The organism is Mesonia mobilis DSM 19841 (assembly GCF_000423405.1).
Classification (GTDB): Bacteria; Bacteroidota; Bacteroidia; order Flavobacteriales; family Flavobacteriaceae; genus Mesonia; species Mesonia mobilis.
The window spans coordinates 102,725-116,630 of the sequence record NZ_AUHX01000005.1 but is presented as its reverse complement, the minus strand read 5'-3'; the positions used below and the strand labels follow the sequence as shown (position 1 = coordinate 116,630).

The window sequence follows — 13,906 nt, the reverse complement described above, 5'->3', positions numbered from 1 at the left end:
TAATTTAATTGTTTAAAAAAAGCCCTGAATACTTCAATATCATTAAAAACGATGTGATTTGTATTCAGGGCTTTGATGTAAATTGGTTGAAAGTTACTCTTACAGAGAAAGAGTTGTTTTCAAAATATTATTCGATGGTATAGGTTCCGTTTTCGAAATCTACGATAATGGTGTAAGTTCCTGCAGTTACAGGGATATTATCAGATCCTAATTGTCCATCATTTCCTCCGTAATCATCACCCCAAGCGTTGTTTAATCTAAATTTGATTTCACCATCGGTTAAAGTTACATTTTCTACCATCCAAGTATTATTTTCTCCATTGTATGATAATTGAACATCTGGTCCATCCCAACCATTAGGAGTAGCATCACCAACAATACCCCAAGAGTATTCTTCTAAGCTATAGGTTAATTCATCAGGGTTTAAATCTATGGTAATTTTGTATGTTCCTTCAGTAACTTCAATATTATCCCCACCTGCAACCAATTGGCCATCGGCACCGCCGTAATCGTTACCCCAAGCTTCATTTTCTCTGAATTTAATCTCTCCATCAGTTAGGGTAGTATAGGCAACGTAAACAAGATTATCTACACCGGTTATATCTGATTTCCACATCGGTACATCAGGAGCATCCCATCCAAATTCTGTTGCACCACCAGTTACACCCCAAGTGGTACTTAAATCTACTTCTTCTGAAGTATTTTCGACTAATTCAACGTTTAAGGTTAGCATATCTGAGAATTGCTCAACAACATTTCCTGCATCTGCACCAACGTAAGCTCTTACTCTAAAAAAAAGCATGCCTGTGTTTGGAGCTTCTTCTGTATCTGGATCGTTATCTAAACCAGCTTCATTTGCTAAACTTAACATACTGCTTACAGTCACTGAGTAATCTGTTCCTGTAATGTCTGCTAAAGTAGTAGGGTTGTTGAAATCTTCAGTTACTGCTCCTTGTAATTCGTAATTTACCGGAGTTTGCACATCAAAATCTGCTTCATTCCAAACAAATCTTTCAGCAGGATTATCGGCTACTAAAGGACTTAGCAAATAATTATCTGAAATTGAATTGGTAAATGTGAAATCTGCGGTTTGCTCTGGGCTTGCGATAAATGTAAATTCATCTTCTTCTTCACAAGCGATAAAACTTAATGCGATAAAGCATAAAGCGAATATGTTTATTAACTTTTTCATGATGTTACGATTTTAGTATCCTGGATTTTGAGTTAAATTAGTGTTGATTAAAATATTGTTACTTGGTAGCGGGAATAAGTTTCTAAATTCTGAAACTGCAGTTCCCCCTTGTGCACCACCTTTAAAAGGCCATAAGTAACTTCCTGTAGTAAAGTCTCCAAAACGAATTAAGTCTGTTCTTCGTTGACCTTCCCAATACAATTCTCTAGCTCTTTCATCGATAATGAAATCTAAATCTAAATCGCCACTTGTAATATTTCCGTTATTGTTACCAAAGGCTCTTTGTCTTAATTCATTGATATAAGCAGTTGCGGTTTGAAGGTCACCGCCGCTACCGTTACGTAAAACAGCTTCAGCATAATTAAGGTAAACTTCAGCTAAACGAATTAATGGTAAATCGGTGTCTACAAAATCTCCACCTTCATCGACTCCGGGATTACCTTCAGAATCTACATTGGTGAATTTTGTAATGGCATAACCATCGGTAAATGTGTTAGCTATTGTATTGATCTCTAAGTTTTGTCCATCAGTATAGAACATTGCTCTACCGTCTGCCCATTCAATAGGATCACCATCTTCTGAGTTAGTTACCGCGTAGTTAAATTTATTGACTAATGCACTGGTAGTTCTTAAACCTTCCCAACCACCGTTAATACCGGCAGCAGCAGGATCCATAGAACCACCTCTAGAAGCGTGAACTAAGAAAGTTGTCCCTCCATAAGTTCTAGAAGAATTACCGTCGAAGTTAATCGCAAAAATAAATTCGTTTTGTGCTCCGTTGGTATCGTTATCAGCTTTAAATAATTCATCATAAGCAGAACCATCACCGTTTTCATCGTTAACATTAATAGAATAGGTTGAATTAATGGCTAATTGAGAATAGGTAATTGCATCTGTATAACGAGCTTCACCTATCCATACCTCTGCATTTAAATATAATTTAGATAATAAAGCCCAAGCCGCAACACGATCTACACGACCATATTCGTTAGCTCCACTTTCTTTTAAAAGGTCTTGAATTTCTAATAATTCTGTTTCGATAAATCCGAAAATCTCTTCTCTTGAATTTTGCTCAGGTACGTTAGTAGAGACTTGAGTTACTAAAGGAACATCTGCATATAGATCGATTAAATTGTAGTATGCGAAAGCTCTTAAAAATCTAGCTTCTGCAACAAAAGCATCAACTTCATCTGAATTAGTTAAAGATTGCGCGTTATCGATAAAAGAGTTACAAAACGAAACCTCTTGTGCTAAACGGTTATACATCGCAGTGGTAAAATCGTTACTTGCTCCCCAGCTCATTGCATGAAGATCTGGTAGTCCGGGATCTCCCCAACCTACTACAGCATTATCTGTTGTAAGTTCATTTAAGCTGAATAACATTCTTGAGTATTGAGAAGTACCTTCGTCAATTCCAGAAATATCGGGTTGTCCGGCAGGACCTTCTTGTCCGGTTAAAGCTAAACTTGCATAAAGTTTTGCCAATGCACTTTTTGCTTCTGTTTCATTTGCAAAAACATTTTCTTCTGTAAAACTATCAGGATCGATGGTAGGATCTACATCTAAATCGTTATGACAAGAGAAGAGTACCATTGCCGGAACGATGAAGAAAAGTTTATTTATAAAATTCATTTTCATAATTCTTTTTTTAAAAGTTTAAATTAACTCCGATACTATATAATCTCGGTCTTGGGTAGAAGTTATTATCTATACCACCGTAAATTTCTGGATCTAGACCGTCATAGTCAGTGATCACTAATACGTTTTGAGCAGAACCAAAGATTCTTAAGTTGCTGTCTTTACTAAACACATTAGGAATAGTATAACCCAAAGTAATGTTATCTAATTTGAAGAAAGATGCATCTTGTAAGTAATAATCGCTTTGTAGATTACCATCGGTTAGGTTTTGGAACCCTGAGTTATACGTATCTGCATGTAAATTGGTTAAAATACTATTTTCTGTCGCTCTTAACTGGTAAGATTTAGCAGAAGCCATATTGTTATAGTTATAATTACCTAAACTTACTCTAGATACTACAGCAAAATCCCAGTTTTTATAATTCAAGTTAGTATTTAATCCCATGGTAATATCTGCATAAGGATCTTCAGCTAAATATTTGTCATCGTCATTAATGATATTATCACCATTTCTATCTACATAAGCACCTTCGATTGGTCGACCATTTTCATCATAAATTTGCTTGTAAACCCAATATGTGCTTGGTGAATGACCTTCTTTATGCAATTGAATGTTATTTCCCGTACCACCATTAATACCACCGGTTTCTACTTGATCTGGAAGGTTTGTAATTTCATTATCGTTAAGTGCGATATTGTAACCGATTCTCCAAGTAAAATCTTCGGTTTGAATTGGTGTAGCATTAATTTCAAATTCGATACCTCTATTTTCCATATCACCAATGTTAGCATTAAGTCCGTTAGAGAAATTCGTAAAAGGTGAAACAGTTACGTAAGAAATAAGGTCTTCAGTTTTGTTAATGTATGCATTTACAGAACCAGAGATTCTACTATCGAATAAGGCGTAATCTAAACCAACATTTAGAGTTTGACCAATTTCCCAGCGTAAATTCTCGTTAATTGCTTCTGGTCTATAGGTTTGTATAAAGTTTGGATTATTGTCGATATAACCAAATTGGTAATTAGCATTGGTTCTACTTCTAGTATATCTAGTTAAGAATAAATAGTTTCCTAAACCATTAACATTACCAATTTCTCCATAACCAACTCTTAATTTAAGTTGATCGATTACGTTAGATTTAAAGAAATCTTCATTATTAATATTCCAAGCTAATGCCGCAGAAGGGAAGTAGCCCCAACGATCATCCGGATTAAGTCTTGAAGAGGCATCTGCTCTTAACGAAGCAGTTACTAAATAACGATCATCAAAGTTATAATTTAAACGTCCAAAATAAGAAAGCAATACGTGCTCATATTTATCGATAAATTCAAATTCATTTCCTTCTTGTTCAGCTTCGCTATCATAACTAAAGTTATCGTTATAAAAACTTTGGTACGAATGACCTAAAACTGCAGTAATCGAATGGTCATTAATATCTTTATCGTAAGTTAAATAGGCATCAAATAATTTATTCGTAGATTCATTTTCATAAAATGAGTATGATCCATCCCAGTCTAATTGCGTAGACGGTAAAGCTTGAGAGACAGCAGTTCTACCGTGACTATTTGTTTTGTCTAAACCTAAATTAACGGTTGCAGTAAGATCTGGAAAGAAATGTAATTTGTAATCTACTTTTGCATTTCCTATAAATCTTCTTACTTCAGCAGTATCATCAACTTCATTTAATAAAGCTACCGGATTGGTAGGAGCTAGGTTATACTGTGCATTACCTTCAGAATTTAACCAGGTAAAATAAGGTGAATACGTAGAATTAGGATTGTAAACCGATTGTGTTGGGTCAAAGTCGACAGCAGATCCAATGGCTCCACGATTACCAAATGTATTTTCATTATACATACCGCGACCATTTAATTCAAATTTTAAATGACCATCAAAGAAACTTGGCTTTAAGTTGATTGCTGCTGTAGTTCTTGTAAAGTTATCATTTTTTAAAATACCATCTTGATCAGAATAACCTAAAGAAGCTCTTACCGGCATAAAACCACCGATGTTTCCGGTTGTACTAAAATTGTGTTCAGATCCAAAAGCATCTCTGTAAATTAAGTCTTGCCAGTTGGTATTAGCCGTTCCTAATCTTCCGATAGCCGCATCGTTACCTACTTCATTTACTAAAGCTCTAAATTGATCTCCGTCTAAAACATCTACATAATCTGTAGGTGTGTAAAGCGTAGTAGTAGATGAGTAATTGAATTTAAAATCTAAACCTTTTCCTTTTTTAGTAGTAATTAAAATAACACCGTTCGCTGCTCTCGAACCATAAATAGCGGTAGCAGAAGCATCTTTTAAAACGGTAATACTTTCAATATCGTTAGGGTTAATAAAATCTAATGGGTTTCTAGAACCACCAACAGCATCGTTAGATATAGGGAAACCATCTACTACGTAAAGTGGACTATTGTTTAATTGTAAAGATCCTAGACCACGAATAGTAATATTACTACCATCTCCAGGAGCTCCACCAGTAGTTACATTTACACCGGCAATTTTACCAGTGATTAATTGACTTGCGGTGTTTTGTTGCCCTTTATTGAAATCTTCAGTAGAAATTTGGTTCACTGCTCCGGTTAAATCTTTCTTTGCAGTCGTACCATAACCTACAACGACAACTTCATCTAAGGTAGAAGAATCTTCTTCTAAAGTTACGTTTATCGTACTTTGATTAACGAAAACGATTTCTTGTGTAGTGAAACCAATATAAGAGTAAACAAGTGTGTCATTTTTTTGGACATTATTAATGGTGTAATTACCATCAAAATCTGTCACTGCACCTTTGCTAGTGTTTTTTACAACGACGTTTACACCAGGGATTGGCATTCCGGTTGATTCGGTTACGGTACCACTAACTGATGATTCCTGAGCATAAATACTCGAAGGGATCGCAATTAATAAGACCAGTAACGCTTTGTACAATGTTCTCATAGATTATTGAATAATAGTTTTAAATTTGTGTTTGTAACTTATGTTTTCACTTTCCAATGTTAAAACAATGTAAAATTGGTGTTAGTTTTTCATATAAGAAAATTCTAAAACCGACTATAACGTTTTCGTGTTGAAAACTTGTTAAATTTTAACATATTGAAAACTTATAGGGCTTATAATTAAGGAATTAAAAATTTTAACCCCATTAACTGATTATATATAAATAATTATGAAAAGAAAAATCACATTAAAGCAAATTGCGAAAGAACTAGATGTCTCAGTTTCAACGGTTTCTAAAGCTCTAAAAGATAGTGCAGAGATAAGTGTAGATACCAAAGAGAAAATTAAAGCTTTCGCTAAACTTTATAATTACAAGCCTAATAACATTGCCTTAAGCCTAAAAAACAGAAAAACTAAAACTATAGGTATTATTATCCCGGAAATCGTGCATCATTTCTTTACGACAGTTATTCGCGGTATTGAGCACGTGGCGAACGAAAAAGGTTATAACGTTATTATTTGTTTATCGAACAACTCTTTCGATAAAGAAGTCTTAAACCTTGAATTTTTAGCCAATGGAAGCACCGATGGTTTTATTATGTCTGTTGCTAAAGAAACTCAACAAAAAGAAGATTACCATCATATTAAAGAAGTAATAAGCCAGGGAATGCCAGTAGTGATGTTTGATCGAGTGATCGATGAAGTAATTTGTGATAAAGTGGTGATTAGTGATAAGCATGGTGCTTTTGAGGCAGTTCAATACCTAATTGATTTGCAATGCAAAAAAATTGCACTTATTTCAACGGTTGATTATGTAAGTGTTGGTAAATTGAGAACTGCAGGCTACAAAGAAGCATTAACCACTAACGATTTAGAAGTAAATGAGGATCTTATCTTAAAAATTGAAGATGTAGATCATTCTCAAGAAAAAATAGAAGAATTTTTAAAAGGAAAAGACATCGACGCAGTTTTCGCGGTAAATGAACAATTTGCAGTAAATGCCATTAAAGCGCTAACTAAATTAGGAAAAAAAGTTCCTAACGATGTTTCTGTGATCGGTTTTACCGATGGAGTAGTTTCTAAAAGTTTTATACCAAGTCTTTCTACCGTAAATCAACATGGGGAAGATATGGGAGCAAAAGCTGCTCATTTATTAATTGAGCGTTTAGAAAGTGAAACAGAGGAACAAATCTTTCAAACCACTGTGTTAGATACGAGTTTAATTATTAGAGATTCAGTAAAAAAATAAATGTGTTTTTGAGTTGTTTAGTTTTTTTTGATTTTTTCGTTTCATACCGTTTACATCTAATCTCTAACCTCTCAAATCTAACCACTAAAAATAAGATTTAACATTACAATTTCAATTTAATCTTTATATTTGTAGCTGATTATCATTACTTATGTTTTCACTTTCCACTTAAAGTAATGATAAGTCATCGTGCTTATCGTGTTATTAATCAATAAATTACGATATGCAAAAGCGCAAGCTAAGTTTCTGGGAAATTTGGAACATGAGTTTCGGTTTCTTAGGAATACAATTTGGGTTCGCACTTCAAAATGCCAATACCTCCAGAATTTTTGAAACACTTGGTGCAAGTGTAGAAGATATTCCTATTTTATGGATTGCCGCGCCGGTTACCGGTTTAGTGGTTCAACCTATTATTGGTTATTTTTCAGATAAAACTTGGACAAAATTAGGCCGCAGAAAACCTTATTTTTTAATCGGAGCTATACTTTCTTCGATCTGTCTGTTTTTAATGCCTAATTCACCAACGCTTTGGATTGCTGCGGGAACTCTTTGGATTATGGATGCTTCCATTAATATTTCGATGGAACCTTTTCGGGCTTTTGTAGGTGATAATTTAGATGAACATCAGCGTACGCAAGGTTTTGCGATGCAAAGTTTTTTTATTGGTTTGGGCGCGGTTCTAGGATCGTTACTTCCGTATTTATTTACCAATGTCTTCGGAATTTCAAACACCGCGGCAGAAGGTTTAATTCCAGATTCGGTAAAATGGTCTTTTTACGTAGGGGGAATTGTTTTTATTTCTGCAGTATTATGGACTGTTTTTAATTCTAAAGAATACTCTCCGGAAGAATTAGCAGCTATAGAAGCGAAAGACAAAGAGAAAGAGCCACAACGCGTAGAAGTTGTCGATAAATCTAAAAATATCGCCAAGCAAATGCGAGTTGGTTTTTTTATGCTTTTGCTGGGGGCAATTGTTACCTACCTTATCTTTATTAATGGTTTAACCAAAGAATTATACATTCTGTTCGTTGGTTTAATTATCGCCGGTCTGTTATTTATTTCGGTGGCATTATTAAGAAAACGAAATGTAAGAAACGGTTATACCATTATTATTACCGATATGCTGAATATGCCTTTGGCAATGAAGCAATTGGCTTGGGTGCAGTTCTTTTCTTGGTTTGCACTTTTCAGTATGTGGATTTATACTACACAAGCCGTTACCGGTCACGTATTTAATACCTTCGATCCTAAATCTCAAGCCTATAATGATGCGGCAGATTGGGTTCCCGTGATGTTTGCGGTTTATAATGGTGTTGCAGCAGCGGTATCATTTTTACTTCCGGTCTTAGCGAAGAGAACCAGTAATAAAATAACTCATATGTTAGCCTTGTTTTTTGGAGGCCTCGGACTTATTTCTGTCTATTTTTTAAGTGATAAAACCGGACTTTTATTAGCAATGGTTGGCGTTGGTATTGCTTGGGCAAGTATTTTATCGATTCCTTACGCGATGCTTTCTAATAGTTTGCCTTCTTCCAAAATGGGTTACTATATGGGGATTTTCAACTTTTTTGTTGTACTTCCTCAAATTGTAGCAGCAACCATATTAGGCTTTATCGTAAAAGAATTTTTTAATAACGAACCGGTTTACGCATTGATCGTAGGCGGTTTTGCAATGATCTTATCGGGTTTACTCACCTTACGAGTAAAAACAAAACACAAAATTGTAATTGATGAAAACCAAAACTAAAGCATTTATTTTCGATTTAGATGGCGTGATTGTAGACACGGCTAAATTTCATTTTCAAGCGTGGAAACGATTAGCCAACGGGCTAGGCATCGATTTCGATCACGAGCAAAACGAACAATTAAAAGGAGTGAGTAGAGTAAATTCACTTAAAAAAATATTAGAGTGGGGCAATACTTCGGTTTCAGAAGAAGAATTTATTCAGTTAATGGATAAAAAAAATGAAGATTACCTCACCTACGTAGATGCGATGGATGAATCTGAAATTCTTCCGCAGGTAAAAGAAAAATTACAATTATTAAAAGACAATAACATTCCTATTGCGCTGGGTTCTGCCAGTAAAAATGCACGTAGGATTTTAGATAAAATAAATTTAACTCCGTTTTTCGACGAGATTGTCGATGGTACGAACGTAACCAAAGCCAAACCAGACCCGGAAGTTTTCTTGGTCGGTGCCGAAAAATTAGGAGCAGATCCAAAAGATTGTGTGGTGTTTGAAGACTCGATTGCAGGTATTCAAGCGGCCAATAATGCACAAATGACGAGTATTGGTATTGGTGAGCAAGCGGTTTTACACGAAGCCGATCATACCTTTCAGGATTTCACAGAAATAAGTGACGAATTTTTAATCAAGTTAGCAAGAATTTAAACAGATGAATCAAGATTATATACAAGCTGCAGATTGGTCGATTATCGAAAAAGGTTTCGATGCAGACCGCGTAAAATCTTCAGAAAGCCTTTTTAGTTTAGGGAACGGTGCCATGGGGCAACGCAATAATTTTGAAGAATATTACTCAGGTCCAACCTTTCAAGGAAGCTACATTGGTGGCGTTTATTACCCAGATAAAACCCGCGTAGGTTGGTGGAAAAATGGTTATCCGGAGTATTTCGCCAAAGTACTTAACTCTCCAAGTTGGATCGGTATAAACGTAAAGATTAACGGAGAACAACTCGATCTTTTCACTTGTAAAAAGGTAGAAAACTTTCAGCGAGAATTAAATATGAAAGAAGGTTGGTATATGCGTTCTTTTGTAGCTACAATGCCCAATGATATTGAGGTTGAAGTAAAAGCTACACGTTTTCTAAGTTTGGTAAAAGACGAATTAGGAGTAATTAATTATGAAGTTACGCCTTTAAATGCAAATGTTGAAGTTGAATTTTCTCCGTATCTTGATAGCGGGATCACCAATGAAGATACCAACTGGGAAGATCAATTCTGGGAAACTTTAGAAGTTGAAGCAGTAAATAATCGTGGCTTTATCACTTCAAAAACATTAAAAACAGAATTTCACGTATGTACGTTTATGCATACGGAACTGTTGCTGAATAACGAAAAGCAAAACGTAGATTTTTCTACTGAAAAAGAAGCGCAAAAAGTAACTTTTACCTATAATTTCTCTGTAAATAAAGGAGAAAAAGTTACACTGAAAAAATTAGGCGGTTACGTAAAAGGGATGAATCATCCTAACGGAAATCTAATTGAAGCGACACAAGATCTGTTGAATGAAGTTGAATCTCATTCTGTAGAAGAATTATTACAAGAACAAGCCGATGCTTGGGCACAAGTCTGGAAAATGTCAGACATTACCATTGAAGGCGATGTAAAAGCACAGCAAGGTATTCGTTTCAATATTTTTCAGCTCAATCAAACCTATTCTGGGAAAGATGCCCGTTTAAATATTGGTCCGAAAGGATTTACCGGAGAAAAATATGGCGGAAGTACCTATTGGGATACCGAAGCTTATTGTCTTCCGTTTTATATGGCGACCAAAGATCAAGAGATCGCCAAAAATCTATTAGCATATCGTTACAATCAATTAGATAAAGCGATCGAAAATGCCGAAAAATTAGGTTTTACCAAGGGCGCGGCACTTTACCCAATGGTAACGATGAACGGTGAAGAAAGCCATAACGAGTGGGAAATCACTTTTGAAGAAATTCACCGAAACGGAGCCATTGCTTATGCGATTTTCAATTACCATCGTTTCACCGGAGATTTTTCTTACATTCCAGAGAAAGGTTTAGAAGTATTGATCGGGATCGCTCGTTTTTGGCAACAAAGAGCAACTTTTTCGACACAAAAAAATAAATACGTAATTCTTGGTGTTACAGGACCAAATGAATACGAAAATAACGTCAATAATAACTGGTATACCAATTACATCGCGAAATGGTGTATCGATTATGCGTTAGAAAATATTGATAAAGTTAAAACTGAATTTTCTTCAGATTACGAACGTATTTCAGCAAAAACTAACATCACTTCAGAAGAATTAGAAAAATGGAAAGCTGTTGCAGATCAAATGTATTTCCCTTATTCTGAAGAACACGGCGTTTTCTTGCAACAAGATGGTTTTTTAGATAAAGAGCAAACTACCGTTGCAGATTTACCAAAAGCTTTACGACCAATTAATCAGCATTGGAGTTGGGATCGTATTTTACGTTCGCCATTTATCAAACAAGCCGATACCTTACAAGGTTTTTATTTTTTCGAAGAGCATTTCAGCAAAGAAGAATTAGAAAAGCATTTCGATTTTTATGAGCCATTTACGGTTCACGAATCTTCACTTTCGCCTTGTGTTCACAGTATTCAAGCTGCGGTTTTGGGTAGAATGGAGCAAGCTTACGAGTTTTATTTACGTACCTCTCGTTTAGATCTAGACGATTATAATAAAGAGGTGGAAGAAGGTTGCCACATTACCAGCATGGCCGGTACGTGGATGAGTATTGTAGAAGGTTTTGCAGGAATGCGCGTTCGTGACGGAAAACTTTCTTTCGCACCGCAATTACCAAAAGAGTGGAAAGGTTATTCGTTCAAAATTAACTTTAGAAATCAAATTCTGAAGGTTGAAGTAACCGAAGATAATACCAATTTCACTTTAGATGGTAACGGATCGATGACGGTACTTTTAAATGAAAAAGAAGTTGAAGTAAATTCAGCAGTAAAAATATAATTCAATAAAACCAAAAACATGAAATATACATTTGCCCTAATTGGTATTTGGTTGTTAAGTTTTTCAAGCCTTGCGCAGGAGTTAACTTCTCCGAATCAAGACCTTAAAATGAAGTTTTCTTTAAATGAAGACGGAACGCCGGTTTACCAATTAACCTACAAAGATCAAGAAGTTATCAAACCGAGTACATTAGGTTTAGAACTTAAAAATGACGATTTATCGTTAATGAATAATTTTGAGATCGTCGATACCAAAACTTCAACTTTCGACGAAACCTGGGAACCGGTTTGGGGAGAACAGTCAGAAATTAGAAACCATTATAATGAGTTGGCGGTAACTTTAAACCAGCCGGAAAAAGATCGCCATATCATTATCCGTTTTCGAATGTTTGATGAAGGTTTAGGTTTTCGTTACGAATTTCCAGAGCAAAAAAACTTAGTTTATTTTGTGATTAAAGAAGAGCATACGCAATTTGCTATGACCGGCGATCACACAGCTTTCTGGATTCCGGGCGATTACGATACGCAGGAATACGATTATACGACTTCAAAATTATCTGAGATCAGTGCCAAGTTTGACGGAGCACTTTCACAAAACGAATCGCAAGAACAATTTTCTAAAAGTGCGGTACAAACTTCGTTAATGATGAAAAGTGAAAATGGTTTATACATTAACCTTCACGAAGCAGCATTAAAAGAGTATTCGCTAATGAACCTTAACTTGGATGAAGAAAATTTAGTTTTTGAATCTTGGTTAACGCCAGATGCTTTAGGAAACAAAGGTTTCTTGCAAGCGCCAACCACTTCACCGTGGAGAACAATTATGGTTAGCGACGATGCAACCGATATTTTAGCGTCTAATATGACGTTGAATTTAAATGAACCAAATGTTATTGAAGATACATCCTACATTAAACCAATTAAATATGTTGGAGTTTGGTGGGAAATGATTACCGGTAAAAGCGCTTGGAACTATACCGACGATCTTCCTTCAGTAAAAATTGGAGAAACAGATTTTACCAAAGCTAAACCCAACGGAAGACACGCTGCAAACACCGAACACGTAAAAGAATACATCGATTTTGCTTCAGAACACGGTTTTGATGCCGTTTTAGTTGAAGGTTGGAACCAAGGTTGGGAAGATTGGTACGGCCATTCTAAAGATTTTGTTTTCGATTTTGTAACGCCGTACCCAGATTTTGATGTAGAAGAAATTCACGATTATGCAGCGTCTAAAAACGTAAAAATGATGATGCACCACGAAACTTCGGGAGCTATTCGTAATTACGAACGCCATATGGATACTGCTTATGCTTTTATGAACAAGTACGACTACCCGGCGGTTAAAAGTGGTTATGTAGGTAACATTATTCCGCGTGGAGAGCATCATTACGGTCAATGGGCGATTAATCATTTCTTATATGCGGTACAAAAAGCAGCAGATTACAACATTATGGTCAATGCTCACGAAGCTGTGAGACCAACAGGTTTACGCAGAACTTACCCGAACTTAATTGGGAACGAATCTGCAAGAGGAACCGAGTTTCAAGCTTTTGGCGGTAACAAACCAAATCACGTAACTATTTTACCATTTACACGTTTAATTGGCGGCCCGATGGATTATACTCCGGGTATTTTTGAAATGGATATTAGTAAATTAAATCCTGGTAACAACTCCCATGTAAATTCAACCTTAGCCAATCAATTAGCTTTATATGTGACAATGTACAGTCCGTTGCAAATGGCAGCAGATTTACCTGAAAATTATATGCGTTTCCCGGATGCATTTCAGTTTATTAAAGACGTTGCAGTAGATTGGGAAGAGAGTGAATATTTAGAAGCAGAACCGGGACAATACATTACCGTAGCTCGTAAAGCTAAAGGAACTAACAATTGGTTTGTAGGGAATGTAAACGGTGTAACACCAAGAATAACCAAAATCAAATTAGATTTCTTAGAGAAAGGTAAAAAATATACGGCAACGATTTATGCCGATGCCGAAGATGCGCATTACAAAACGAATCCGCAAGCTTATAAAATTACGACCAAAACGGTAACTAGCAGAACCAAATTAAAATTAGATTCTGCTCCGGCCGGTGGCTTTGCCATTAGTATTATCGAGAAGAAATAATTATTAAATTCTTGTCAGTTCGAGCGGAGTCGAAAACTTTTATACTTTCATTTTAAGA

Annotated in this window: 8 protein-coding genes; 5 read left to right on the top strand and 3 right to left on the bottom strand. The window is 35.6% G+C overall.

Translation table 11 applies throughout. From position 1 onward, the window contains the following. Positions 1–127: 127 nt before the first annotated feature. The 3 genes from G551_RS0104945 to G551_RS0104935 are packed head-to-tail and all read right to left on the bottom strand — an operon-like array spanning position 128 to position 5,771. Positions 128–1,192, bottom strand: a complete 1,065-nt coding sequence (locus G551_RS0104945; RefSeq protein WP_027884515.1) for a SusE domain-containing protein — start codon at positions 1,190–1,192, stop codon at positions 128–130. Between the two features lie 12 nt (positions 1,193–1,204). Continuing rightward, complete coding sequence (locus tag G551_RS0104940; RefSeq protein ID WP_027884514.1) at positions 1,205–2,830, bottom strand: RagB/SusD family nutrient uptake outer membrane protein; 1,626 nt, start codon at positions 2,828–2,830, stop codon at positions 1,205–1,207. Positions 2,831–2,840: 10 nt separating this feature from the next. After that, complete coding sequence (locus tag G551_RS0104935; RefSeq protein WP_027884513.1) at positions 2,841–5,771, bottom strand: SusC/RagA family TonB-linked outer membrane protein; 2,931 nt, start codon at positions 5,769–5,771, stop codon at positions 2,841–2,843. Between the two features lie 229 nt (positions 5,772–6,000). Between G551_RS0104935 and G551_RS0104930 the strand changes: the two genes are divergently transcribed. The 5 genes from G551_RS0104930 to G551_RS0104910 all read left to right on the top strand — a co-directional run bounded on the left by G551_RS0104930 (position 6,001) and on the right by G551_RS0104910 (position 13,848). Next, on the top strand, positions 6,001–7,020 hold the full coding sequence (locus G551_RS0104930) for a LacI family DNA-binding transcriptional regulator (protein WP_027884512.1): 1,020 nt from the start codon (positions 6,001–6,003) through the stop codon (positions 7,018–7,020). A gap of 223 nt (positions 7,021–7,243) precedes the next feature. Then, positions 7,244–8,767 carry an MFS transporter gene (locus G551_RS0104925; RefSeq protein WP_027884511.1) on the top strand — a complete coding sequence of 508 codons (1,524 nt, stop codon included), beginning with the start codon at positions 7,244–7,246 and terminating at the stop codon, positions 8,765–8,767. Beyond that, entirely contained in the window at positions 8,751–9,413 is a 663-nt protein-coding gene (gene pgmB, locus G551_RS0104920; RefSeq protein WP_036243352.1) for a beta-phosphoglucomutase, read from the top strand. The genes G551_RS0104925 and pgmB overlap by 17 nt, the downstream gene beginning before the upstream one ends. Positions 9,414–9,417: 4 nt before the next feature. After that, on the top strand, positions 9,418–11,718 hold the full coding sequence (locus tag G551_RS0104915) for a glycoside hydrolase family 65 protein (protein ID WP_027884509.1): 2,301 nt from the start codon (positions 9,418–9,420) through the stop codon (positions 11,716–11,718). Between the two features lie 18 nt (positions 11,719–11,736). Further along, complete coding sequence (locus G551_RS0104910) at positions 11,737–13,848, top strand: glycoside hydrolase family 97 protein (RefSeq protein WP_027884508.1); 2,112 nt, start codon at positions 11,737–11,739, stop codon at positions 13,846–13,848. Positions 13,849–13,906: the final 58 nt, after the last annotated feature.

What these genes read in the sequence shown, in the direction of transcription:
- G551_RS0104945 (WP_027884515.1), bottom strand. Translation starts at nt 1,192, where the DNA reads ATGAAAAAGTTAATAAACATATTCGCTTTATGCTTTATCGCATTAAGT.
- G551_RS0104940 (WP_027884514.1), bottom strand. Translation starts at nt 2,830, where the DNA reads ATGAAAATGAATTTTATAAATAAACTTTTCTTCATCGTTCCGGCAATG.
- G551_RS0104935 (WP_027884513.1), bottom strand. Translation starts at nt 5,771, where the DNA reads ATGAGAACATTGTACAAAGCGTTACTGGTCTTATTAATTGCGATCCCT.
- G551_RS0104930 (WP_027884512.1), top strand. Translation starts at nt 6,001, where the DNA reads ATGAAAAGAAAAATCACATTAAAGCAAATTGCGAAAGAACTAGATGTC.
- G551_RS0104925 (WP_027884511.1), top strand. Translation starts at nt 7,244, where the DNA reads ATGCAAAAGCGCAAGCTAAGTTTCTGGGAAATTTGGAACATGAGTTTC.
- pgmB (WP_036243352.1), top strand. Translation starts at nt 8,751, where the DNA reads ATGAAAACCAAAACTAAAGCATTTATTTTCGATTTAGATGGCGTGATT.
- G551_RS0104915 (WP_027884509.1), top strand. Translation starts at nt 9,418, where the DNA reads ATGAATCAAGATTATATACAAGCTGCAGATTGGTCGATTATCGAAAAA.
- G551_RS0104910 (WP_027884508.1), top strand. Translation starts at nt 11,737, where the DNA reads ATGAAATATACATTTGCCCTAATTGGTATTTGGTTGTTAAGTTTTTCA.